At 56.2% G+C, this 26,150-nt stretch carries 17 protein-coding genes; 10 read left to right on the top strand and 7 right to left on the bottom strand.

All coding sequences use genetic code 11. The annotated features are described in order from the left end of the window. Positions 1–59 precede the first annotated feature (59 nt). From L3068_RS18920 to L3068_RS18895, 6 genes are read right to left on the bottom strand one after another with little or no spacing between them, the layout of a single operon-like run. Positions 60–9,236, bottom strand: coding sequence for a two-partner secretion domain-containing protein (locus L3068_RS18920; protein ID WP_236904761.1), 9,177 nt, complete (start codon positions 9,234–9,236; stop codon positions 60–62). A 14-nt stretch (positions 9,237–9,250) separates the two neighbouring features. After that, positions 9,251–10,984, bottom strand: coding sequence for a ShlB/FhaC/HecB family hemolysin secretion/activation protein (locus L3068_RS18915; RefSeq protein ID WP_047344491.1), 1,734 nt, complete (start codon positions 10,982–10,984; stop codon positions 9,251–9,253). 17 nt (positions 10,985–11,001) lie between these two features. Further along, the gene (locus tag L3068_RS18910; protein WP_117581075.1) at positions 11,002–11,997 is read right to left on the bottom strand and encodes a fimbrial protein; all 996 of its coding nucleotides are present in this window, start codon (positions 11,995–11,997) and stop codon (positions 11,002–11,004) included. After that, the gene (locus L3068_RS18905; RefSeq protein WP_117581074.1) at positions 11,994–14,567 is read right to left on the bottom strand and encodes a fimbria/pilus outer membrane usher protein; all 2,574 of its coding nucleotides are present in this window, start codon (positions 14,565–14,567) and stop codon (positions 11,994–11,996) included. Before L3068_RS18905 ends, L3068_RS18910 begins: the two co-directional genes overlap by 4 nt. Positions 14,568–14,596: 29 nt before the next feature. After that, complete coding sequence (locus L3068_RS18900; protein WP_014885177.1) at positions 14,597–15,334, bottom strand: fimbrial biogenesis chaperone; 738 nt, start codon at positions 15,332–15,334, stop codon at positions 14,597–14,599. Between the two features lie 54 nt (positions 15,335–15,388). After that, positions 15,389–15,955 (bottom strand): fimbrial protein, encoded by a 567-nt coding sequence (locus L3068_RS18895; protein WP_023337750.1) that lies wholly within the window; start codon positions 15,953–15,955, stop codon positions 15,389–15,391. Between the two features lie 411 nt (positions 15,956–16,366). Between L3068_RS18895 and speB the strand changes: the two genes are divergently transcribed. After that, positions 16,367–17,287: an agmatinase gene (speB, locus tag L3068_RS18890; protein WP_002434404.1), complete on the top strand. Its 921-nt coding sequence runs from the start codon at positions 16,367–16,369 to the stop codon at positions 17,285–17,287. Positions 17,288–17,290: 3 nt separating this feature from the next. On the opposite strand, the gene L3068_RS18885 is transcribed toward speB, so the two are convergent. Continuing rightward, positions 17,291–18,502, bottom strand: a complete 1,212-nt coding sequence (locus L3068_RS18885) for an MFS transporter (RefSeq protein ID WP_117581072.1) — start codon at positions 18,500–18,502, stop codon at positions 17,291–17,293. 415 nt (positions 18,503–18,917) lie between these two features. On the opposite strand from L3068_RS18885, the gene L3068_RS18880 reads away from it, so the two are divergent. From L3068_RS18880 to L3068_RS18840, 9 genes are all read left to right on the top strand, one after another. Further along, on the top strand, positions 18,918–19,241 hold the full coding sequence (locus L3068_RS18880) for a Rieske (2Fe-2S) protein (protein ID WP_014885174.1): 324 nt from the start codon (positions 18,918–18,920) through the stop codon (positions 19,239–19,241). Beyond that, the gene (locus L3068_RS18875; protein WP_236904760.1) at positions 19,238–19,546 is read left to right on the top strand and encodes a recombinase-like helix-turn-helix domain-containing protein; all 309 of its coding nucleotides are present in this window, start codon (positions 19,238–19,240) and stop codon (positions 19,544–19,546) included. Before L3068_RS18880 ends, L3068_RS18875 begins: the two co-directional genes overlap by 4 nt. 10 nt (positions 19,547–19,556) lie before the next feature. After that, positions 19,557–20,579, top strand: coding sequence for a Rieske 2Fe-2S domain-containing protein (locus L3068_RS18870; protein ID WP_014885172.1), 1,023 nt, complete (start codon positions 19,557–19,559; stop codon positions 20,577–20,579). Next, the gene (locus L3068_RS18865) at positions 20,579–21,328 is read left to right on the top strand and encodes an SDR family oxidoreductase (protein WP_023337747.1); all 750 of its coding nucleotides are present in this window, start codon (positions 20,579–20,581) and stop codon (positions 21,326–21,328) included. Before L3068_RS18870 ends, L3068_RS18865 begins: the two co-directional genes overlap by 1 nt. 12 nt (positions 21,329–21,340) lie before the next feature. Beyond that, entirely contained in the window at positions 21,341–22,129 is a 789-nt protein-coding gene (locus tag L3068_RS18860; RefSeq protein ID WP_014885170.1) for an IclR family transcriptional regulator, read from the top strand. Between the two features lie 78 nt (positions 22,130–22,207). Further along, positions 22,208–23,134, top strand: coding sequence for a VOC family protein (locus L3068_RS18855; RefSeq protein WP_014885169.1), 927 nt, complete (start codon positions 22,208–22,210; stop codon positions 23,132–23,134). Continuing rightward, the gene (locus tag L3068_RS18850) at positions 23,131–24,318 is read left to right on the top strand and encodes an NAD(P)/FAD-dependent oxidoreductase (protein WP_117581070.1); all 1,188 of its coding nucleotides are present in this window, start codon (positions 23,131–23,133) and stop codon (positions 24,316–24,318) included. The genes L3068_RS18855 and L3068_RS18850 overlap by 4 nt, the downstream gene beginning before the upstream one ends. A gap of 25 nt (positions 24,319–24,343) precedes the next feature. Beyond that, positions 24,344–25,600: an MFS transporter gene (locus L3068_RS18845; RefSeq protein ID WP_023338769.1), complete on the top strand. Its 1,257-nt coding sequence runs from the start codon at positions 24,344–24,346 to the stop codon at positions 25,598–25,600. A 10-nt stretch (positions 25,601–25,610) separates the two neighbouring features. Then, on the top strand, positions 25,611–26,141 hold the full coding sequence (locus tag L3068_RS18840) for a cupin domain-containing protein (protein ID WP_014885166.1): 531 nt from the start codon (positions 25,611–25,613) through the stop codon (positions 26,139–26,141). Positions 26,142–26,150 lie beyond the last annotated feature (9 nt).

Below are 26,150 nucleotides of genomic sequence, written 5' to 3'. Positions count from 1 at the left end.
TCAGACCCTTTTTTATGGCTACATGAAAACCCCGCCGGTGAACGACGGGGAGAGGGGGGTTAACTCAGCTGTTCGTCCTGGAACGTAATGGTCACCTTCGCATAGATATTAATTGGCGTTTCCGCCATTAGCGGCAGCCACTGCTTCGGCTGTGCTGTTGCGCTCATATCGCCGTTCCACTGCTTGTGCTCAGGCGTTTTCGGCATGTCCATGCCGGTCTGACCGGTGGACGAACCTGGCGAGAGCTTGACGTCAGTGCCTTTCGGATTGCTCGACGGCGCCACGCCGTTGGTCATATCGCCGTTCCACTGCTTGTGCTCAGGCGTTTTCGGCATGTCCATGCCGGTCTGACCGGTGGACGAACCTGGCGAGAGCTTGACGTCAGTGCCTTTCGGATTGCTCGACGGCGCCACGCCGTTGGTCATATCGCCGTTCCACTGCTTGTGCTCAGGCGTTTTCGGCATGTCCATGCCGGTCTGACCGGTGGACGAACCCGGCGAGAGCTTCACGTCGGTGCCTTTCGGGTTGCTCGACGGCGCCACGCCGTTGGTCATGTCGCCGTTCCACTGCTTGTGCTCAGGCGTTTTCGGCATGTCCATGCCGGTCTGACCGGTGGAAGAACCCGGCGAAAGCTTGACGTCGGTGCCTTTCGGGTTGCTCGACGGCGCCACGCCGTTGGTCATGTCGCCGTTCCACTGCTTGTGCTCAGGCGTTTTCGGCATGTCCATGCCGGTCTGACCGGTGGACGAACCCGGCGAGAGCTTGACGTCGGTGCCTTTCGGGTTGCTCGACGGCGTGACACCGTTGGTCATGTCGCCGTTCCACTGCTTGTGCTCAGGCGTTTTCGGCATGTCCATGCCGGTCTGACCGGTGGACGAACCTGGCGAGAGCTTGACGTCGGTGCCTTTCGGGTTGCTCGACGGCGCCACGCCGTTGGTCATGTCGCCGTTCCACTGCTTGTGCTCAGGCGTTTTCGGCATGTCCATGCCGGTCTGACCGGTGGACGAACCCGGCGAGAGCTTGACGTCGGTGCCTTTCGGGTTGCTCGACGGCGTGACACCGTTGGTCATGTCGCCGTTCCACTGCTTGTGCTCAGGCGTTTTCGGCATGTCCATGCCGGTCTGACCGGTGGACGAACCCGGCGAGAGCTTCACGTCGGTGCCTTTCGGGTTGCTCGACGGCGCCACGCCGTTGGTCATGTCGCCGTTCCACTTTCTGTGCTCTGGCGTTTTCGGCATATCTTTGCCGGTTTTACCGGTTGCAGAACCCGGAGAAAGCGTTGGGTAATTCGTATTTGGAACGTCCCATTTTTTCTTCGGCGTTGTGCTGTCAGCCGGTTTCGGCGCAGGCTTCAGATCGTCCGCTTTCGACGGCGTAACGGCAGGCACCGCTTCGCTGTGCGCGGTTTCAGACGGGGTGGTATCCGTCTTCGTCGTGCTGTCAGCCGGTTTCGGTGCAGGCTTCAGGTCATCCGCTTTCGACGGCGTAACGGCAGGCACCGCTTCGCTGTGAGCGGTTTCAGACGGGGTGGTATCCGTCTTCGTCGTGCTGTCAGCCGGTTTCGGCGCAGGCTTCAGATCGTCCGCTTTCGACGGCTTAACGGCAGGCACCGCTTCGCTGTGCGCGGTTCCAGACGGGGTGGTATCCGTCTTCGTCGTGCTGTCAGCCGGTTTTGGCGCAGGCTTAAGATTGTCCGCTTTCGACGGCGTAACGGCAGGCACCGCTTCGCTGTGCGCAGGTTTCGCTGGCGTATCCTCTTTCTTCTTCGTGCCATCGCCTGAATGCTTCGACGAGCCGCCGCCATTGCGGTGGTCGCTCGGCGTATCGACGTCGTAACTGCCTTTTTTCTTCTTACCGATACCAGGATCCGCAAGGGTATAGGAGATATTGTTACCCGCTTCTTTTTCGTCACGGGTGACAACGGACATCTCATCCTTGTTGGTGTTGATCTCGCCAGTCGTACCTTTGCTGGTGGTGCCCCCCACGGAAATGGTGGATTTCTGCGTTTCGTTACGGTGGATCTCATCGACCGTATCCACGTAGATGTTAGCCGATGGAATGCCGCCTTTTTTACCCGGCAAACCACCGATACCTACGCCGCCACCGCCGTACAGGCCGTCCTGCTCAACGGTATCTTGCAGGTCTTTGGCGTTGATATTGCCCGCAACGTTGACGTTACCGGTGCCATTATCAGAGACGATATTGGCCCCCGCCATGTTGAGGTCGCCGCCGGTTTTCACCTGCACGTCCCCCGTGGTGTGAATGCCGGACTGCTTCGCGGTGGTTGCCGAGTCATAAGCCTCTGAGCCGCCGCCGCCGTTAACGGCCCCTGTAGGCATCACGCCTTTCGTCGACACGGCTACACCGACGGATGCACCCCAGTTGGCACGCTCGTTGTCCGTGTGAACCGTATCCTGAAGGGAGTTCACGGTCATATCCCCTGCAACATCCACGTCCGCGGTATTGGCGTCAATGTTGGCACCGCTCATGGTCATGTCGCCGCCGGACTTAATTTTGACGTCGCCTGCCGTAATGGTGCTGTTGGTGTAGCTGGTGCTGTTGCCTGTTCCGGTCTCTTTGCTGCCGCTGTAGTCGACAGACGCGCCGCCGCTCACGCCGGAGAGATCCACGCCCACGCCAGCCGAGATGCCCGCCGAGTGCTCCTCGGTGGTGTTGCTGTAGCTGGATGTGGATTTCGCCGCATTCATGTTCACATCGCCGCCTGCGTTAATTTCAACGTTCTGGCCGCTAATGTCTGTTCCGTTCAACGTGGTGTCTTTTTTGGTGTTGATCGAAACGTTATTGGCGCTGATGTGGTTAATGTTTTCCGCCGTGGAGGTGGAGGTCGAGTGCGATTTAGACGAACTGCCGCCAATGGTAACGGAACCGCCAGCCAGATCGTTGAGCAGCAGGTTAGAGGCCTCGCCCAGCACTTCCGCAGCCGTTGTTCCGGCGTTGGCAGACTGGCCTTCGGTGCCTTTTTCAATCAGGTTACCGGCTTTATCAAAGGTATCTACAAGGGTGCTGTGGGCTTCACCCGTGATACCAAACGACGTCGCTTTATGGGATGAGGTGTTTTTCATCTCATCTTCATATTTCGTGGTCGCGACGTCCTCGGCGTTGATGGTCAGGGCATTGCCCGCGCTGAGATCCGCCCCACCAATGTCAGCGGTCTTACCGGCTTCAATCGTCCCGGACTGGCCAAAGTTGATTGCGGCATTGGTGTTCTTTTTGCTGTCGGTGACGGACGAGTCACTGGAGGTGCTCATGCCAAACGTGAAGCCAGCCGTATCATTCACCGGCGCACGGCCAGGCTTCTTGCCGATAGCGGAGGTGTCGGATTCTGATCCTGCGCTGACATAGTCGCCGGAGGTCGTTTCGGTGCTGCCGCCGTCCATGGTGCCGTAGCTGGTGTTAACCGACTGGCCGCCGCCGCTGACGCCCGCGCTGATGACAAACTCGCGTGACGAGCTGTGCTGTTCTTCGTGAGCAACGTCCTGGGACGTTTTGATCGTCACGTCATTTTCAGCGGTGATGCTGCCGGTCTGGGCGTTGTAGGTCCCCCCTTCCATCACCACGTCGTTTTTGGCCTCGATACTCATGTTGCCGCCAGCGGAAACATTCGCGCCAATGGCTTTGCCCGTGGTGGTTGAGGTATCAGACATCGTGTAGTTGAGCGCGCTTCTGACGTCGTTATCAATGATACGCGTGGCGTCAATTTCATGCAGGTCATTGAAGGTGACGTCGCCGTCGGTGGCCTTCATGCTTACATCCTGACCCGCCGTAATATCCGACGCGTTGGAGGTGATTGATTTAGCCTCCATGTTAATGCTGCCGCCTGCGGTAACGCCGTCCTCAAAGGCGTGGATCACCTGCTTGCCGCTCTCATCGCGCCCTACGCTGGCCGTCATGGTGATGTCACCCTGAGCTGCGGACATGTTCACGTCGCCCTCAGCGTTAATCGCCGCGCCGTTGTTATTGATATTGCCGCTGGTGCTGGACATATTGATGTCGCCGCCCGCAGAGATACCCGCGCTCATGCCGTTGCTAACGTTGTTGATATCCCCATCAGAGACCAGCGTCATGTCGCCTTTGGATGAGATTGTACCGTTGGCGTTATTGATGCTGTTCGCGTCGACGTTCATATCGCCACCGGCATGAACGGTCGCGGTGCCGCCGTTAACGTCTCCGCTCTCCATCTGACGAAGCGTTTCAGGGCACAGGTACACGACCGGGACCATCACGTCCACGCCGTTCACCGTCTGATTGACGAACCAGACGATATCGGCGTCCAGTCCGTTGCGCTGCTCCTCGGTCAGGGATTGACCAACAACCAGCCCCAGCTCGCTGTCCTGTGCTGCCAAGCCTGCATTATCCATCAGGGCCTGCACCAGCGCGTCGCCTTCCAGACCATCACGGATCGAAAAGAAACTGCCCACCGAGCTGTTGATCTCACGGCGGATCAATTCTGAGGTGAAGTAGTTATCACCAATAACGTTAACCGGCTTCTGCGGGTCATAGCCCACCTGATCGAAGAAGTAATCCGATCCTGTGTAAGCGCTCTGATCGATCATTGACGGACGCGTTTCAAAGATCGGAACGATATTGTTGGCTGGCCCCGGATAAGCCGTGCCATTTTTTTCCGCTTCGGCGGTTTTCTTAAAGTCGGTTGAGACTTCAAACATGCCCGGAATGGAGACCATATCCTTGATGGTTGGCATCGGGCTAATGCCCATCGCCAGCTCGTCAATTTTCTTGGTATTTACCTGGACATCGTAACCGGCAATGACCGTATCCACGGTGTATTCACCCACGTCGATATCGCTTACGTCGCTGTGGCTGTTAATCACCCCAGCGTCCGCAATACCGTTATCCAGCGTGCCGCCGTTATGCGTAAAGTTACCGCCCGCGGTGATCTCGCCTTTTTCAGAAGGAACGAAGTAGGTTTTATTGTTTTTTAATGCCTCATTATTGGAGGCTGTTACGCTCGCCCAGATACCGCACATTGTACCGTAGTCGGTGGTTTGCCAGGTTTCACCGAAGATGTCGGACATCATTTTGTTGAAAAGCGTGGACTCGTTGCCGGTCATCACGACGGCGTTGTACCAGAGCGCTTTTTCAGGGTCATCACTGCCTGTCTTACCGGCCGCTGCGCCATTGCCAAACTCGAAGTCGAGGAACTGGTAAAGAGTATCAAAGTTCCACGTTGACGTATGATAGGCGCCTAAATGCCACTGATAGGTGAGCCCGCCCTGCATCTCTAACGGCAGCTGCAGATAATCATAAATGGACATTTCACCGTATTCCGGTGAGTTGTAGATATCACCGGTAACCGTAATATCTTTCGCCGCCTGAATCAGACCACCTTTGTTTGTAATCTGTTTTCTGTCGTAGATATTGCGCTGGTTAATATTAATGTTGCCGCCCGCGCTGATCTCGGCCTGATGATCCAGTCTCAATCCCGAGGTCACAACCGGCATTGAGAAGTTAATCATGGTGTTAGATTTCGTCGCGAGATGCTCAACGGTGCTATATACCGCACTGGCGTTCTGATAACCCGTCATGGAGATTTCGTCGCCGGTATAGCTACTTTCGTTTCTGATGGATTCCGCGTCTAAATTCACGTCCTTCTCTGCGCGAATGATCCCGGCCTGGTTATGGATCTCCTTCGCGATAATCGACATATCGCCCATGCTGAGCACGTTACCCGACACGCCGTTGAAGAAAGTACCGTTACGGGCTTCCAGACTCATATCGCCCATCGTCCACAGCAGGCTACCGGCATTGTTGGTGATATTGCCCGCGGTGACGTTGAGATCGCCTCCGGTCACGATAGAGACGGCGTTGGTGAAATTACCGTCTGCATTCACGGTCAAATCGCCAATCGCTTCCATCTGGGTGCTATTGGTAAAGTCGCCGTGCGTGGCGATCGCCATCGCGCGTCCGGCGTAGATATTCTGGTTATTGGCGTCGAGGGTCAGGCTGTTGTCAACGCTAAGCGTGAGATCGCGTCCGGCCTCAAGAATACCGGCCGTGTTGTTCAGGCTGGCGAGAGTCAGCTGCAGATCCCGGTCGGCGGTGATGGAGGCGTTGGCATCGTTTTGCAGGTTTTTGGTCGCAACTGCAATATTTGTGCCCGCAATGACTGCTTCAGTGGTGTTTTTGATGTTGCCTGTCTGAACATTCAGCGAGGTCGTTTTTGCCCCTGCGAGCACGGCTTCATCGCTGTTGTTAAGGGTGTTCTTCACGTTCAGCGTCAGGTTGTTATCCGTCGAGACAATGGCCGCGCCACTCTCGTTGGTCACATTCTCTGACGTCACGGTCACATCGCCGCCCGCCACCAGAGTCGAATTCGAACCATTTTCACTGCCGCTGTTGAGGAGTGAATTTGCCGCGACGGTTAACGCCCCATCAACGGCCTGAATCACCCCACCGGAGAGGTTAGTCAGTACGCCAACGGCGTTCAGCACCGTGTTCATGCTGGCCGTGATCACCGCCTGGCTGGAGTTGGTCAGGGAATCCACATCCTCGATCGTCAGGTTCCGCAGGGCCATGAGCACATGGTCGCTCCCGTCGTTCATCAGGCTGCGGATATTGCGGATAATCAGATCGGTGCCCGCCTGCACGACGCCGTTATTGTGCAGCGTGTCGCCGTTCTGCACCGTAATGCTGCCATCGCTGAGGATCACCGAGGCATTGTTCAGCGTATTCACACCGTCCAGGGTCATGTTGCCCGAGGCGAGGAGCGCCGCGTCAGTGCTGTTGTTCAGCGTACCCACGTTGTTGATGCTGAGGGCATGCTCAGACTGGATCACCGCACTGTTGCTGTTGTGGAGCGTATCCACATTGCTGATTGTTACGCTGCCGCTACCGACGATCGCGGCGCTGTTGGTGTTGGATACGTTTGTGATGTTCAGCATCGCCAGCGCACCGTCTGCAACCAGCTGAGACGCATCGTTGGTGAGGGTACCGATGTTGGACAGAGTGAGATTGCCGCTGCTGTAGAGGGTAGCATCGCTGATGTTATTCAGCGTGCCGATGTGGTCCAGCAGGATGGACGTTGCCTGAATGCCGGAGGCTGAGTTGGTCAGCGTTGTTGTGCCGGACAGATCCATCGCCCCACTCGCGAGCAGAACGGCGTCGCCCGTGTTGGTGAGAGTGGACATGTTGGTCAGGGTAACGTTTTTCCCCTGGATCCGGCTATTGTCGTTGGTCAGTGCAGTCGTCTGCGCGCCGTCCAGCGTAAGGTTTTCTCCCGCCAGGATCTCGCCGCCGTGGGTGTTATTTAATTGCTTACTGACGTTCAGCGCAACATCGCCCGCTGCGCTCAGGGTGCCGCCGTTGTTATTCAGCTTCGCCGCTTTCACCTGCGCTTTTTGTCTGGCGTTCAGCGTACCGCTGTTTTCAAGCGTCGCGTCGGTGTTGGACGCGGTCAGGGTAACGTTTTTCCCCTCGATTTTGCCCTGGTTCTTGATGGATTTACCGCTGGCAGTGAGGGAGACATCTTTTTCGTTGCTGATGATGTTACCGCTGTTGTCGACGTCGCCGCCCACGTTCAGGCTGACGGCTGCCGCATCACCCACGAGGGTGCCGCTGTTGGTCAAGTTGCCGGTCGTGGTGACCTGCAGTGCGTCAGTGGTCGCACCGATGTTTCCACGGTTGTTCAGCGCGCTGGCGTTCATCACCAGCCGTTTTTCCGCGAAGATGCGGCCGTTGTTGTCCAGGTTGCCGACGCGGAGCGTCTGGTTATTGGATGCGTACAGCACGCCGTCCTTCTTCAGTGAGCCGGACGCAATCGTCAGGTCCCCCGTGGCGCTGACGGAGCCGCTGTTCACAAAGGCCTCTTTCAGGGTGAACTGCAGGGTGCCTTTTTTCGCCAGGACGCTGCCGCCGCCGTTATTCATGCTGCCTGCGGTAATCTGTACGTCACCGCTGTGGCTGATCACCTGGGTATCCGAGATCAGCGAGGCAAACGGCACTTCAACGCCGTTGACCTTCACGACGAAATCGCCGTTTTTCAGCGTCACGACGCCGTTTGCAATGATCTTACCGTTGGCATCCAGCGCCTGCAGTTTGCCGTTCAGGGTATACTGGCCCGCGACGTTAATCTGAATCGCCGGAACGGTGGTCGTGGTGTTGTTGGTTACCAGCGAGGCGGCGTTTTGCACCAGCGAGCTGGCATCAATGCGGATTTTGCCGGTTGAGGCGATCACGTCGTTATTCAGCGTGATGCCCGCCAGGGCGTGCATGATAATGTCGTTTTTTGCCTGAACGCCGGAAGTGGATTTGTTCAGGGTGATATTCTTGCCGGAGAGCGACATATTTTTCTCGCTCGACAGGCTGGCGAGCGTAATGTCGCCATCCGCGCTGATCTCGAGATCGCTGCTGGCGATAATGCCGCCGGCATGACGGACGCCCGCCCCGGATTCGGTGCTGATTAGCTGGATCTTTCCGCCGTACATGGAGCCAAGCGCGCTACCGTCGATAGCCACGGCCGGACCCCGTCCGTCGCCTTTGTTACGCACGGTGTGGCTACGGGTCGCAAGGTCGTAGTCGTTCTGGCCCGCCAGCACTTTGATGTCTGCTTTACCGGCAATTTCGCCTTCCAGCTGCGCGCTGCGGCTAACGATGTCAAAGTAGCCCAGCCCGTCGGTATTAATGCCCTGACCGGTGACGGATACCGCCCCTTTTTCGACCGCCAGCTTATAGGAACCGTCGTTATTTGCCTGCACTTTACCGGTGCTGAGGGTCAGGCTGTTGGCATTGATGGTGGTTGCGCCGTTCACGCTAATGCCGTTTTCGTTGGCAATGATGATGTCGGCCTTTTTACCGAAAACTTCCATCGTGCCGTTAATGTAGGACGCTTTCGCACCCGTTACTTCGCTGATAATGGCGCTGGCTTCGTGCTGCAGTTGGGCGTTTTTTACCGCATAGCCGCCAATTTTCGTTACGCCGTCCTGCATGCTGTTGTTAAAGATCATCCCCTGTTTTTCAACGTTAAATTCGTTGAATTTATTCATGGAGATGCCTTTCGCATTAGGATCGGCAATATTCACCACGGGCGTGCCGTTGGCCGCCTGGCCCATGGTAGGGCCTTTCGACTGACGATTATCAGGCGTGGTTGCCGCATCGACGGGGGCCGAGAAAATGCCGGCCAAAGACAGATATAATGGGCAGAGCCGCTTATGCAAATTGCGCGTGGTTATTTTTCCGCTGCGTGTGTTTTTGTTTTTCATTATTCTTCCCTTTGTTAGAAGTTAATTTCCGTTTTGTAATAAACCACCGTGTTATCGACGGTTTCTTCTTCCATTGAGTCTGGTTTTTTAACGGGCCACCCTGCCATAACGTAGGAAGAGAAATGGCTGCCAGTGGCTTTAACGCCCACTGATGCGCCCATCATGAATTGGCTGTCGCAGACATTGACGCCTTTCGGGCAATTATCTTTTGTGAAGCCAACGTCGTAGCCAATATAGGGCGTCAGCTGGTAAATACCGGCCAGTCCAATATCGAAAGGAAATTGCAGGCTATTGGCAATCCACGCGCCGCTGTCGCTCATCACGTTATCGTCTTTGAAACCACGAACGGTGTATTCATCCCCGATAGTCACTTTGGCATCACTCACCAGCACATCCGGCGTGTACTGAAAACCGCTGTTCAGCTCGTAGGTCATGCCGAGTCGGCCAAACTTAGCGAGCGGGCGCGTCCAGGAGGCAATGCCGTTGTATTTCAGATAATCGACGTCGAAACCCTCAAGGTCTTTATCGCCGTCGCGGGCTGAACCAAACCACGGCACCGCCGCGGTGACGCTCAGATCGCCATAGAACCAGCCACCGCCCATGGCGCCAACGTAGGTCAGGCCCGACGCCAGCGAGGTGTAGGTTTTTGAGCTAACGTCAATGCGCGCGTTTTCGATGCCGTTGTAGTTATCCCGGCGTTCGACTTTCATCCAGGCGCTGGTTTTGCCCGTTGCGCCACGCATCAGCATGCGGCTGATACGCAGGGATGCACGCTCCGACGTGCCATCGGAATCGTAAATGCCGAAGCCGCCGTCGATGCCTTTTTCGTATTCGGATTTGTAATAGCTGGTATCAAAACCCCAATAGCCCAGCGGCACGCTGTAGCTAAATGACCAGGAGTCCTGTTTATCATTATTATTTTTCAGATCGTTCCAGGAGTAATACGCATTAAAGATGTCGTTTAACCCGGCAATATTTTTTGCCGTCAGGCTGCCGTAATATTGCTGCCAGCCTTCTGATTTGCTCCCGGAGTTATTTAACCCCGCCGCCGCGTCAATCGGAAATGAGGGCTGATGAATCAGGTTAAGATCGGAATAGCCATTAATGATTGAGGGTTCAACGCTAATATTATCCCTCTCCGAGACCCGCATCAGGTTCTCAACCATCTGGTCGACATCCTGCATATTGAGGATCTTGTCTTTGGCAAACGGGTAGGCGGTAAAAAGACGCGTGCTATCACGCAGGCCCGGTGTCTGGCCGTTCACCTTAAAATCGTTAATCTTTCCCCACAGCACGCGAAGCTTAAGCGTACCGCTCTTGATGTTGCCGGGGTCGATGCTGATAAGAGTGGTGGCATAGCCACGGGAAATATAAAAATCCGTTAACTCTTTCACTAAGGTGAAAATGTCAGATTTACCCAGATCCTTACCCAGATAGCGCTGGACGATCTCCTCGCGCTGCGGCGATCCGTCAAACAGATGATCGTCGAGGATCTCGATCCGGGTTACGTTGAACTTCCACGATGAATTTGCCGGCAGGCCGGTCTCCGCGTCTTCTCCGCGAATTGCGCGCTGCTGTTGCAGCAACGCTTCCGTTCTTTTCGCCTCTTCAATCAGATACTGGTTACTCTGCCGCTCCAGGCGGTCAAGTTCCTGCTTGTTCTGAACTGAGGGCAATATGGCGGCATGGGCCACCTGTAATAAAGGCAGTAAAAACAGGATGTTTTTGATTTTGAAATGACAACGCATCACTCTCTCCCTGAGCGTTATTTAATGACAACGGTGTATTGAACGGCGCCGACAACTTTGCCGGGGGTGAGGATTGTCTTACGATCGACCCCGCCACCAACATAGATTTGTGCCTGATAGTTTTTGGTGAGCGTGGAGGCGGTATAGACCTTCTCCTTACCCAGCGTGATCGCGGTTGAGTTCTTCTCAAAAAGGCGAATACTGAAATTGCTTGCATAGCCATCGCCGCTTTCAACGCCGATCACACCGGTCAACGCGCCTAAAGGGGTGTTAATTAAGGAGTTGAAGGTGATGCCAATTTGTTCCGTAGAAGGGCAGCCCACGGTGATGCTGAAGTCTTTTTTAACACCCTGAAAAGTATCGTCGTTTTGAAAATCGGCGATGTTATAGGTGCCTAAATCGACGTTCGTCGCTGAGGGGTAAATTGAGCACGAGGCGGTAACCACCTTAATGGCAACACCAAAGTTGATGGCCATAATCGGCAGTTTTTCGCTTTCATCGGCGGACGGGATCACCAGTGCTTCCGCCACCTTACCCGCTGGAATAAAGTATTCCCCTTCAGGCATCGAGCCGGTCTGGACCATTTCCACCAGAACCGTACTGTTTTTCACTCCACAACCGGTGGAGCACGTGGTCGGCGAACCCGAGTTACCCGGCAGCCATGAAGATTCGGTCTGCGTGGGCCACCGCATGCGAATGCCTATCCCCGGGATTTCGGTGTTATAGACATGATCAATCTGCGAACGGATATAGCTTCGCGAATAGCTTGAATGCCATGAAGATTGGGTGGACGCGTCGCAGGTGTAGCTGACGTCCGGCACCTGATAGGTTTTGCTCCATAAAACCTTGCCGACTTCACGCTGCTTTATGACGTTAAGCGTGATGTCGTCCATGATATTCAGCGTCGCCAACGGAGACGTGAGGGTGCACAACGCCGCATAGGCGTTGTTGCACGTTAAAGAGATAAACGCCGTGGATAAAAGAATCAGCGCAGCCGTAAAAATCCGTTTCATGGTGTTGCCCCGTTATTGATGCAGGTAATTTCAATAGCCTTAAACGCTTCTTCCTCGGTTGGCCGGTCCTCAGTGCCTTGCTTCACATAACGCGCACCGCACTGCGCGGGCTTTTTATTTTTCTTCCACTGGAGGGTAAAGACGTTTTGGCCTTCCTTAAGCGCCACCATCGCCACGCCGTTTTGACCGACCATGCCGATGGCGTTGTGCGATTCGTCCAGTACCGACGCACCAAATGGGATCACTTCGCCGGAAGGCTGCATAAAGCGCACAAAGCTCTGGCGATTGGCCTGGGTGTCCATTTTGATCAGCACTGCCGCGCCGGAGGTTGGCACGATGGTTCGGCGGGTGTCGTCGACCTCGACGGTATACGCGGTGCCTTTCGGGTCGGCGTACACCTCGTTGTACTTGTAAGGCACCAGATACCCGACAATGCCGTAGCCGTTGTCTTTGATGACGGCCTGGGAATCCGGGTAGATGCGAGAGCCTTCTGCGCCTTTTGCTTCCACGATGCCAATGGTGTCTGCGAGGGTTGGCACAAAGTTGATGCCGCCTTCATGCACCACCACGCCGCCGTTCAGGTTGACCCCTCCCATAAAGGAGTCCCGGGACTGGCTGTAGGTCATCCCGCCCGAGGCGCTCTCGCCCGTGTAGGAGAGGTTCATGCCGAAGTTTGTTTCCGGCGTGTTGGACTGGCTGAAATAGCCGCCAAAGCCAAACTGTGAGCGTTCCCCGGCGGAGCCGTTCAGCGAGGTACGGAAGTTGGCTTCTTCGCTGTTATAGCTAAAGTTGGCCCCCAGGCGAGCCTGCTTCTCGTAGTGGTGGCCAAGCGGCATGCTCACGTTCAGGTAGAGCGTATCTTCGTGGTCGCCATCGTCGTTATTGGTGCGTCCAAGGGAGATCCCCCAGGTCGTGATGCCAAACTGGTTGTTGTAGCCCAGCACGAAGTTCGACTTTTCATTCCGGCCCTGCTCGTTATTCCAGACGTTGCCCACAAACCCGCTGACGTAGAAGCTTCCCCAACCGGCGGGAAGCGTCTGGTTGATGTTGGCTTCCAGGCGCTCGCGATAGCGTTCCGGGAGAAAGTCTTCTTCATCGGCTTCAATCGAGCGCTTCAGGCTGACCGCGTCGCTCAGGGAGTAGAAATTCGCGCTGGAGTAGCGATAGCCAATCAGGCTGAAGTTCGTCCCGGTTGTCGGGAGGGTCTTCGCCAGGCTAATGCGCAGGCTCATATTGCAGAACGTGCCGCAGCCTGCGGTGTCCGGCTGCCCCTCAAAGCGGGTGAAAGAGCGCGTCACGTCTATACCTAATGCGCCCAGACGGGTGTTAATCGCAAAACCGGTCATCAGCGCCGCATAATCACCTTCGAACGCGCTCTGTCCGCCAACGTAGCCGGTAAAGTTATTGAATAAGCCGTACTGAAACGTGCCCTCAACCGCTTTCGGATCCTCTTTCAGCCAGGTATCGCGGATTTCACCCGCAGCCACAGAGTAGCGGGAGTAACCTTCGCGCAGCAGCTGCGGCACGCTGGAGTAGGGGACCACGAAGTAGGACTCTTTGCCGTTTGTCTCTTTAACGGTGACCTCAAGATCGCCGTTATAGCCGGTCGCATAGAGATCGCTGATGGCGAACTCCCCAGGCGGCACCACTTTTTCATACAGGGTGTTGCCAGCCTGCTTGATGGTCACCGTGGCGTTGCTGTTGGCGATGCCGCGCACCACCGGGGCATAGTTGCGTACCGAGTCGGGAAGCATGCGATCGTCCGTGGCGAGACGAACGCCACGCAGGGCGGTAGTGTCAAAAAAATCACCGGTGGTGTTCAGATCGCCCAGCACAATCTGCGATTGCAGCGGCGCAATCGCCCGCTCTGCATAGGCCTGGATATGCTGTACGCCGGTATTTTCCGTGTCGCTGCCGGAGCTCAGGCTGTCGTAAGTCGTAAAGCGCCATGCCCCCAGTGCGAGGGTGTTGTGCAAATTGCTGTAGAGATAGGTCGCGTTATCCTGAGCGGGGCGATAACGTGAACTGGTGGCGCTGAGGGTATAGGAGGACATCAGCGCCGGCACGCCGTTATCCCATAACTCCGGGCTTACGTAACCCGCAGGCGTGTTAAGCAGCATTGCCTGAGGAATCGTGACATCCAGCTGTTCTTCTACCGCATTATAATTAACCGTCGCGCCTTTAATCAGCTCAGGGAGAATAATGCAGGTATTCTGCTTCCAGTCGGGGGGAAGTTTTGATGTGTCGACGTCAAAGCGGACGACCATTTCGGGTGTCATGCAGGCGTTGAATCCCTGCTCATTATTTGCAGCCACAAAGGTAACGGTCCAGGTATTAACCGGCTTGAGGTTGCTGTAAACCTCAAGCGTATATTTCCCCGGCAGTATTTTTTCAACGCCGTCAAATTGTGTCAGATCGATTCCGCTATCGTAATACTTCATAAACCCACGAGAAAATGTCATCGGCTTACTGGTATCACTGGCATATACTGCGAGTGGCGCAATGGTCACCGAAATGACAAAGCCACTAATCACCCGCAGAATGTTAGTTTTCTTGTAAAACATCGACATATCACCGTCCTGGTCAATATGATTACTAATCAGAAGTTATACGTGCGCTTAATATAGGCACCCAGATCGGTAATATAATTGTATTGGAATGTCCCTTTCCCCTGCACGGCGTTAACCTGCGGGAAGTGATATACCAGCGTGCTATATGGCGCGATCATCTCGCCATCAATCATGACATCTTTACCCTGAGCATCTCTGAGCCAGACATTTGTCATGCTTACATGGAAAGGCGAATTATTTGTTCCAACGACGTCATAACCGTTGGCTGCTTTTTTCAATTGCCAGGTTAATTCATCCGCCGCTTTCATCGGATTACCTTTCAGACCAACCGGGCGATAGAAAAATTTAATCAGCGTTCTGAACGCCATCTTTAGCTGATTTTTATCTACGTCTTCCGCCATTTCAGGCGGAATATCCAGGACATTGAGCCACAGGACCGTTTCACGATCTTTTGGATATTTCGCGGCGGCGCCTTCCGTCTGGAATATGCGGAAAACTTTCCCCTTTTGGCCGTTAATTCTGGCCGCCGGTGGGGTGATAAAGAAAGGCAAATCTTCTTTGGCGATGCCGTCACTCTTATCGGTGCTGGAAAGCCACACCTGAACCAGTTCAGGCGCTTTGCTGACGTTATTAATACGAATCGTTTGTTCTTTCTCCCCGGCGTTGAATGCCACGCGGGTCGTCATAATTTGAATCGTTGCACTGGCCGCAAAGGAAAAGGCCAGCGTCATCATGAATACAGAAGATATAACAAGTTTTTTTAACATCTGGCCTAATCCTTTAGGTGATACTCTTAGCGGATAAACCCGCGGGGCGCGCGATTACTGATATTTAATGGAGTACACAACGTCGGTTGAGACTTGACCGGCAGTAGATGCACCACCCGTCGCCACATATTGTGCCCAGTAATCAAAGCGAGCCGTATTACCGGCAACCGTAACGGTTTTAGCGCTATCGTTTGCGGTATTCAGGTTCAGTTTTGCTTTTGAAGAATCCAGTAAACCAACCTGAACTTTCTCAGCTCCGCCTGACGCTTTAGCCACGGTATTTTTCAGGTTACCGGTGGTGGCATCGATATTGGTGCTTTGCGCCAGTTCGAAGAATACGCTGGCAACTTTGCCATTGGTGCAGTTTGCGCCGCTTAACGTAATGTGGAATGGGGTATCGCCCGCACGCTGTCCATCCGTTGCAAGCGCGGTTGTACTAATAGAAGGTAAATGAACGGTAAAATCAGGACTTTCAGATTCGCCCTGTGCGTCACCGCCGGTAATAGTACAGGTTGCGTCGCTAATAGTACCTTGAAAAGTAATCGTGCCATCTTCTGCTGCCGCGGCGGTACCGATGGTTGAAAGAACGGCCAGGATTGCCAGCTTAGATAACTTCTTCATAAAAATATCCATATCATTTCATTGGGGGGGCTATTGTATAGAGGTCATCTCCTCCACCGCTATCGGCCAGGCCTAAATATATTCCTAGTTTTAAAATGGTATATTTATTAAATTTATGAATTAAGTTTTGCTTCAAACTTTTAAACGCAAATAATGCGAAGAAATGGGGGGCTTAAGATAATATCAATTCTAAAAATGAATTTTATCGGTATGGTGAATAATTAGAGGCCGTAAAAGTCTGGCAACACAATTGATTTATGTTTTGAAAAGTGAGCTTGAATCTTCACGTTCCAGAGGCTAGCATTAGGCAAAAGCAGTAAGGACATCAATCCCTTCCTCGTCGGGTTTAACGACGCGGAGGGGATTTTTTTTCATCTGTATCTAATGCAACGACTTTTAAGAGGTCAGGACATGAGCACTTTAGGTCATCAGTACGACAACTCTCTGGTATCTAACGCGTTTGGTTTTTTACGCCTTCCGATGAACTTCCAGCCCTACGACAGCGATGCTGACTGGGTGATCACCGGTGTGCCGTTCGATATGGCAACCTCGGGTCGTGCCGGTGGACGTCATGGCCCGGCGGCGATCCGTCAGGTTTCCACCAACCTGGCCTGGGAGCATAACCGCTTCCCGTGGAACTTCGACATGCGCGAGCGCCTGAACGTGGTTGACTGCGGTGACCTCGTGTATGCCTTCGGCGACGCGCGTGAGATGAGCGAAAAGCTGCAGGCCCACGCCGAGAAACTGTTGGCAGCCGGTAAGCGTATGCTCTCCTTCGGTGGCGACCACTTTGTGACTCTGCCACTGCTGCGCGCCCACGCGAAACACTTTGGCAAAATGGCGCTGGTCCATTTCGATGCGCATACCGACACCTACGCGAACGGCTGCGAGTTTGACCACGGAACTATGTTCTACACTGCACCGAACGAAGGCCTGATCGATCCGAACCACTCCGTGCAGATCGGTATTCGTACTGAGTTCGACAAAGACAACGGCTTCACCGTGCTGGATGCCTGCCAGGTGAACGATCGCGGCGTGGATGACATCATCGCGCAGGTGAAGCAGATCGTCGGCGATATGCCAGTCTACCTGACCTTCGACATCGACTGCCTGGATCCTGCCTTTGCGCCAGGCACCGGTACGCCGGTGATCGGTGGCCTGACGTCCGACCGCGCCATCAAGCTGGTGCGTGGCCTGAAGGATCTGAACATCGTCGGGATGGACGTGGTGGAAGTGGCGCCAGCCTATGATCAGTCCGAAATCACGGCCCTGGCGGCAGCGACCCTGGCACTGGAAATGCTCTACATTCAGGCGGCGAAAAAAGGCGAATAAGCCTTAGGCGCTGATTGCTGCTGCGCGACGCATGCGCAGCAGCAACATTCCTCCGGCCAGCAGGGTGATCGCCTGCGACACGACCAGGACCGAAAAGCCAGAGCTGACCGACCCGACCGATTTCATCACCACCCCCATCAGCAGCGGAATAAACGCCGCACAGATATTCCCTATGCCATTAATGATCCCATACGCGCTACCCACCGCTTCCCGCGCGGCATGATGTTGGATCACCGCAGGGATCGCAGCTCCCTGAAGTCCCCAGAAAGCATTGGCGGACAACATAAACATCCCCAACCAGACAGGCTGATGGCTGAGCATCAGCGCGACCACGGACAGCGCCGTTAACGCGCCTCCCACCACAAACAGCACCGGTGCCTGTTCCGGGCGCATTTTGTCGAGCAGCACGCCGCCCAAAAATTTCGACCCCAGGCTCAGCAGGAAGGGAATGGCTGCAAGCAGGCCCGTAGCATGCAGTGAGAAGTGATGTTCATCGCGCAGCCATGCGGGCAGCCAGGCGCTGCTCCCCCAGAGATAGCTCAGCGTGGCGATTTCAACCAACAGGATCCAGCCCAGCAGCGGCGTTTGCCAGGCAAGGGTGAAGGTCTGCACCCATCCCGGCTTTTTCATCTTCCCCCGGCTTTGGGGCGCAGGCAGAAAGCGCCAGATTAACCCGCCACCCAGCACAAGATTCATGACGGCCAACGCGTAGAACGATCCCGCCCAGCCCAGATGCGCCATCAGCCAGGTGATCAGTGGAAAGCCCACCGCCAGCCCGAGCGAGACACCCAGCGCGGTCACCGCGTTGGGTTTGCCGATCTCTTCTGCGTTAAAGCGCTCGCTGATAAAGCACGTTTTTAATGAAAAGAGCGGCCCCTCCGCAATCCCCAGAATCACGCGCGCAATGAGCATCCCCATCAGCGAGCCGAGCAAGGGCGAAATCGCACAGACCGCGGCCCAAATCGCAATGCTGCTTAATAATCCCTGCCGATAATGAAGTTTGCTTTCAATAACTGGCGTTAATAATAAAGCCGAAAAACCATAACCCAGCAGAAAGCAGGTCATGAGCATTCCTTGTAACATTCTGTTTTCATTTAACTGAAAATGTGCTGCAAATTCCGGGTGTAAAATCATTACCGAGATATTCACACGGTCGATGTAGGAAATAATGATGAGTAATAACAGTGCAATTGTACCTTGCCATCTTGCCGTCATGATGCCTGCCTTATGTCTGCGCGTGTGAATATTTTTTATCAGGGTGATTGTCACGGGTGTAAAATGGTTCACCTGTGAAACTCTTTGTTTATTAATAATAAAGTGAAAATAAGTTTCACAGGTGAAACACGATGACGTGCCACCTTTTTATTTTTAATGAGCAAAAAGAAAAGAAGTCAATATCTGTTTTTTGAAATTTTAGACTATCGAAAAATCGTATTCTTTCACGCGGCAATAATGAAAATTTCATATCGCTGCATTTTTTCGTGATCCTTTGCACACTTAGTTAATTAATTACCTCCTGGTTAACAAATTCGTCACATTCGCGCTTGACGAAACATTCATCGCTTTTATATTGACCGTATTAAATAAGAAACAGAGTTTCATATATGAAACAAAAGCCTGGAGGATCGTGATGAGCTGGATAGGCGTATGTGACGCAGAACAAGTACAGGAAGATTTCCCTTTTAGCGGCAACGTCGACGGTAAAGAGATCGGCGTTTATTTGATTGACGGTGAATATTACGCGCTGGAAGACGTATGCCCGCACGCATATGCCCTGCTGAGCCAGGGCTTCGTCGAAGATGGCAAGGTGGAATGCCCGCTACACGAGGCGGTGTTCGACGTCAAAACCGGCCAGTGCCTGCATGGCCCCGGTGGTCGCAACCTTAACCGCTACCCGGTTCGGGTCTTTGAAAACCAAATCCAGATTACCTTCGTCGAGGAGAGCGTGGCATGAGCGACACCCTGAACTACAACCCGGCGCTGCCGGAAAGCCGCCAGTTTACTCCGCCTGCAGAAGGCGGTAACGGTGCCATTCATAAGCCAGGCGATTACCAGAACCTGATCTGGCAAACCCGCAGCCGCGAGCCGGAAAACTGGGAGATGAACCTGATCGCGACGCTGGAAGATCTCTTCGAGCAGGGCCTTGAAACCTTGCCGGAGCTGGTGAACGGGCTGAACGCGGTGCGCATGCACGACCAGCAGGGCGAGCCCTGGAGCGACGCCAGCTTCCAGGCATTCTTACAGGTTAACGGCTACTGAGGACAACGCGATGACGACTACCGTACAAAACTATCTGGATAAAGGTCTGCGCGGCCTCTGGTATCCGGTACTGGCGAGCTGGGAAGTGCAGTCCGCGCCGGTGGGGATTACCCGCCTGGGCGAGCAGATTGTGGTCTGGCGCAATAAAGACGGCCAGGTGCAGGCGCTGGAGGACCGCTGTCCGCACCGCGGCGCACGCCTGTCGATGGGCTGGAACCTTGGGGACCGTATTGCCTGCTGGTACCACGGCGTGGAAGTGGCGGGCAATGGCGAAGTGAAAGATGTGCCCGCCGTGGACAAATGCCCGCTGGTCGGCCAGCAGTGCGTGCGCAGCTATAACGTGCAGGAGGCGCACGGCGCCATTTTCCTGTGGTTCGGCGTCACTGCTGACCAGCAGCCGGACGAGCTGACTTTCCCGGATGAGCTCGCCGACACGGACAGTTTCAGCAACTTCCTCTGCACCGCCGCGTGGAAATGCAATTACCAGTACGCGCTGGAAAACGTCATGGACCCGATGCACGGCACCTATCTGCATTCGTCGTCACATTCGATGGCGGAAGGGGATCGCAAGGCCGACATGGTGCTTCAGCCGACCAAAACCGGCTTCATCTTCGAGAAAAAGGGGCAGAGCGGCGTCAATTTCGACTGGGTGGAATTGGGCAACAGCGGCACCTGCTGGATGCGTCTCTCCATTCCGTATAAGAAGCGTTTCGGACCGGGCGGCCATTTCTTTATCGTCGGCATGGTGGTGCCGGAAGATAACGACAACTGCCGCGTCTTCTTCTGGCGCATCCGCCGCGTGCAGGGCTGGCAGCGCGATATGTGGCGCTTTATGTACCGCAATCGTCTGGAAAAACTGCACTGGGAAGTGCTGGAGCAGGACCGCGTGGTGCTGGAAAGCCTGGCGCCAAATGCCCGTGACCATGAATACCTCTACCAGCACGACGTCGGGCTTTCGCGCCTGCGCCGCATGATGCAAAAGGCCGCGAAAGAACAGCTGGCGATGCGCGAAGCGCAGCAGGGAGCCGCCTGATGAACGGACTGCTGAGCGGGAAGCGCATCGTCGTGACCGGCGCCGCGCGCGGGCTGGGTTACCACTTTGCCAGCGCCTGCGCTGCGCAAGGTGCCTGCGTGGTGATGTGCGACATCCTCAAAGGCGAGCTGGCCGAAAGCGCCCACCGTCTGAACGAGCAAGGGTATGCAACCGAATCGCACGTTATCGATCTGGCCGATCCGCAGTCCATCGAGCAGGTATTCAGCGCCATTGGCAAACTGGGGCAGATTGACGGTCTGGTGAACAACGCGGCAATGGCGACCGGCGTGGGCGGTAAAAACATGCTGGATTACGATCCGGATCTCTGGGATCGGGTGATGAGCGTGAACGTCAAGGGCACCTGGCTGGTGACGCGTGCCGCCGTGCCGCTGCTGCGCGAAGGGGCAGGGATTGTGAACGTGGCGTCCGATACCGCGCTGTGGGGCGCGCCGCGCCTGATGGCCTACGTGGCCAGTAAGGGGGCGGTGATTGCGATGACCCGCTCAATGGCGCGCGAGCTGGGGGAAAAACGCATTCGAATCAACGCTATCGCGCCGGGGCTGACCCGCGTCGAGGCCACCGAATATGTGCCCGCCGAACGCCATCAGCTCTACGAAAATGGCCGCGCGTTAACGGGCGCGCAGCAGCCGGAGGATGTCACCGGCAGCGTGGTCTGGCTCTTAAGCGATCTGTCGCGGTTTATCACCGGGCAGCTGATCCCGGTCAACGGCGGTTTTGTCTTTAACTAAGGTATGGCGATTATGGCAAACGATCAGGAAGTGAAGTATCTGGTGCCGGGGCTTGAACGCGGTTTGCAGCTGCTGTTGGCCTTCGGCGAGCAGCATCGCGAGCTGACCTTTGCCGAGCTACACCGGCTGGTGGATATGCCGAAGGCCACTGCCTACCGCGTGGTGCAGACGCTGGAGTATATGGGTTTTCTGGAGCGCAATGCGCGCACCAATACCTTCTCGCTGGGCATGAACGTGCTGCGCCTGGGCTTTGAGTACATCGCCTCGCTGGATGTGGCGCAGGTAGGCCAGCCGGTGATCGAGCAGCTTCGCGATGTCAGCCAGTGCAGCAGCCATCTGGCGATCCGCGACGGACGCGACATTATTTACATTGCCCGCGTCAGCGCCGCCGGGTCGCGTATCAATCAGGTCAGCATTGGCACCCGTCTGCCGGTGCACTGTACCTCGCTTGGGCGCATGTTATTGACCGATATTTCCCGCGCCGATTTTGAACAGCTGTTCCCGCACGAGCGGCTGCCGGGCAACACGCCGGGGCAGCTTCACGACCGCGAAGCCCTGTGGCAGATGGTGCAGCAGGACAAAGCCCGCGGATATGTGATTGGCGAGTCTTTCTTCCGCCACGGCATCTCTTCCATCGTCTATCCGGTGTATGACCGAAGCCAGCGCGTGGCGGCGGTGGTCAGCATTCTGGTGCCGTCGGAGGAGATCCCGCAGACCGACCGCGAGCGGCTCCAGAACGAGGTTCGCCTCGCGGCAGATAAAATTTCTGGCTTCTTAGGGTACCTGTCACAGGCCAGTTAAATCAGTGAGTTAACGTCAGGCGCTTCAGTGCGTCGGGCATGTTTTACGCCCAATTTGGGCCAGATGAGGCAACGAACGATGAGTGTAACCGGAATTGAAAAGCTGGAATTTGGCGTGGAAGACCTGACGCACTGCGCCAAATTTATGCGTGATTTTGGCCTGACGGGCGATGCCAGCGGCCAGCGTTTTACCACCCTGAGCGGCGCACGCGTGGAGCTTAATCCGATCGACAGCCCCGACCTGCCGCCAGCCTTTGAAGCGGGCAACACCCTGCGCCGCATGACCTGGGCGGTGGCCACCCCGGCAGACCTCGATGCGCTGCGCCCGAAGCTTGCCGGGCAGCCTGGCTTTCGTGAAGTGGGTGACGCCCTGGAGTGCCGCGATCCGAACGGCATGACGCTGCGCGTGCAGGTCAGCCAGCAGACCGACGTGGAGCTGAACGTTGAGCCGATTAACCAGTGGGGAGACGCTCGCCGAATCGACACCCCCAGCCCGGTCTACGATCGCGCCCAGCCGATTAACGTCGGGCACGTGGTGTTTTTCGTTGAGGAGCTGGCCGCGGTGGAGACATTTTATCGCGAAGTGCTCGGCTTCCAGGTCTCTGACCGCTACATCAACCGCGCCGTATTCCTGCGCTGCGGCGTGCGCGGCGGCCATCACAACCTGTTCCTGCTGCAATTACCGAACCGCAAGCGCGGGCTAAACCACGTTGCGTTTACGGTGCGCGACATCCACGAGGTGATCGGCGGCGGTATCGCGATGAATAAAAACGCCTGGAGCACGTTTATTGGGCCGGGCCGTCATCCGGTGTCGTCGGCCTATTTCTGGTACGTCAACAGCCCGACCGGCGGCGCGTTTGAGTATTACACCAACGACGATTACCTGACCGAAAACTGGCAGCCGCGCGAGCTGGAGCATTCGCTGGTCTCCTTCACCGAATGGGCGGTGGAAGGCGGCATCGACCACGACACGCGCCGTCAGCAGAAAAAGCCGGAGGCGGTATGACGTCGCGCATTGTCATTATCGGCGGCGGTCAGGCGGGCGGCTGGGCGGCAAAAACCCTCCGCGACGAGGGCTTCGAGGGCGAGATTTGCGTGGTGGCGGAAGAAGCGTGGGATTTCTACGAACGTCCGCCGCTGTCGAAGGCGTCTCTGCTGGAGCCTGACGCGGCGCTCCCGCGGCTGTTTTCCGAAGAGGCACAGCAGGCGCTGGATCTGACCTGGTACCGCCCACTGCGTGCGGAGCAGATAGACCGTCAGACAAAAACGGTGTGTTTAAGCAACGGTACGCATCTTAGTTACAACATTCTTTTGATTGCCACCGGAGGGCGGGCGCGTCTGCCGGGCGAGGCGTGGGCGGCGCATCCGCAGGTCTATACCCTGCGCCACTGGCAGGACGCGCAGCGTCTGAAGGGGCGTCTGGCGCAGAGTAAAACCCTGGCGATTGTGGGCGGCGGCTGGATCGGCCTTGAGATTGCCGCCTCCGCGCGTAAAAACGGCGTGGCGGTCACGTTGTTCGAGCAGCAGCCCGCGCTGTGCATGCGGTCGGTGAGCGGAGAAGTGTCGCAACGCTTAACGGCCATCCATCGCGAACAGGGCGTCGACATTCGTACCGGCTGCGGCGCGCTGGAGCTGGAGGACGACAATGGCCTGCCGGTTATTCACTGTGATGGCCAGCGCGAAACCTTTGATGCGGTGGTGGTCGGGATCGGCGTCGATCTCAATCTGGAACTGGCGCACGATGCAGGGCTTCATACCGGGCGCGGGATCGTGGTGGACGCTCAGGGGCGTACCTCGGATCCGTTCATCTTTGCGGCTGGCGATGTGGCTCAGCATCACCACTACGGCTTGTGCATTCAGTCGTGGGCATTTGCCCAGAATCAGGCGGTGGCGACGGCGAAAGCGATGCTCAACCCCGATGCGCCAGGCTACGACGACGCGCCGTGGCTGTGGTCGGATCAATACCAGCACAATATTCAGATCCTCGGCATTCCGCATCCGGGCAGCAACACGATAGCGCGTGAAGATTCGCTCTTTTTCTCGCTGGATGAAAACGGGCGACTGACGCAGCTGGTGGCGTTTAACGATGCGCGCACCGTCAAGCTGGCGAAACGCTGGATGGCGGCAGGGCGGGATTTATCGGACGTACCGCTCGCCGACCCGACTTTTTCACTGATGTCATTGCGATAGCTAACCCGTACCCGTAGGGGGAGAGATGACCACATTAGAGACCAACACCGCGCCCGTTGAGGCAGGCGGTGAGGGAACCCGCACGCCTGAAAAAGCAGTGCGCTGGGCTATCCCGCTGTCGCTGCTGGCCTGCGTGCTGCTGGCGTTTTTCGACAAAATCAGTATTGCGGCGCTGTTTTCTGACAGCCATTTCCAGCAGGCGATGGGGATCGATTTCGACACCACGCGCCTCGGCATTCTGATGAGCGCCTTTCTGCTGAGCTACGGTTTTTCGTCAGTCTTTCTCAGTGGGCTGGGGGATAAAATCGCGCCGCTGCGCCTGCTGACCGGGATGATGGCGATCTGGTGCGTGCTGATGGTGGCGATGGGCTTTACCCACAACTATACGCTGATGATCGTGCTGCGCATTCTGCTGGGGGTGGCGGAGGGGCCGCTGTTCCCGCTGGCCTTCGCCATTGTGCGTCACAACTTCCCGCAGCATCTGCAGGCGCGCGCCACCATGCTGTGGCTACTTGGCACGCCGGTGGGCGCGGCGATTGGTTTTCCGCTCTCCCTCTGGCTGCTGAACACCTTCGGCTGGCAGAGCACCTTCTTCGTGATGGCGATGCTTACCGTGCCGGTATTGATTTTCGTGCGCGTCGGTCTGCGTGGTATCCGCCTGGAGGCGAAACCTGGCACCACGCAGGCGTCTCAGGATGAGCGGCGTGCCGCGCGGCGCGAGCTGTTCGTCAGCCCGCACTTCTGGATCATCTGCATCTTTAACATCGCCTTCCTGACCTACCTGTGGGGCATCAATGGCTGGCTGCCGGGCTACCTGATCAAAGGCAAAGGCATTCACCTGGAGCATGCGGGCTGGCTGTCGTCGATGCCGTTCATCGCCATGCTGGCGGGCGAAGTGATTGGCGCGTGGCTCTCTGACCGGGTCGATAAGCGTGCGGCAGCCTGCTTTATCTCCATGGCGGGCGCGGCTGTCGGGCTGGCGGCGGTCATGCACCTCGACACCCCGCTGACCATCATCGCCGCGATGAGCTTCAGCACCTTTATGTGGGGCACTGGCGCACCCAACATTTTTGCCCTGCTGGCGAAGGCCACTCATCCACGGGTGAGCGCGACGGCGGGTGGCATTTTCAACGGGCTGGGAAACTTCGCGGGCGCACTGTCGCCAGCGGTGATGGGGGCGCTTATCGCCTTCACCCACAGCATGGATTCCGGGCTGATTTTTCTGGCGGTGATGGCGGCGGTGGGCTGCGTCCTGTTACTGCCGCTGCTGAGACGTTACTGAGGAGAGTGTCATGACTGATTCAACCGTAACCCATAAATCAGGCATCAAACCTGAGCACCTGACGATGGAAGAGTGGGTCGAGTCGCGCATCGCGCGCTTTGAAGGCCGTAAGTACGACTGGAACGCGCTGAAGTTCCAGGCCGACTATGACCCGAAATATCGCCGGGCGCAGATGCGCTACATCGGCACCGGCGCAACGGGCGTGGCGAACGACACCAACACCGTGCAGGCGGACCATTTCACCTTCTCCACCATGGTGCTGCCGTCGAAGTGTGAAGGGCCGCTGCACCTGCATGACGACGTGGAAGAGGTGTTCTTCATGCTTAAAGGGCAAATCACGCTGATGATCCAGGATGGCGAACACTACACCGAAACCGTGCTGCGCGAGCGTGACCTGATTTCCGTCCCGCCGGGTATCTATCGCGGCCTGTTTAACCACGGGGAAGAAGAGGCGCTGATGTGCGTCATGCTGGGGACCAACAAGCCGGAAATCCCAACCTATCCCGCCGATCATCCGCTTTCAAAAGTGAAGCGGAACTAAGGGGGCATG

Origin of the sequence: Enterobacter cloacae complex sp. ECL414 (assembly GCF_021869685.1) — a bacterium.
GTDB lineage: Bacteria > Pseudomonadota > Gammaproteobacteria > Enterobacterales > Enterobacteriaceae > Enterobacter > Enterobacter kobei.
This window is presented reverse-complemented; position numbering and strand designations above follow the sequence as displayed.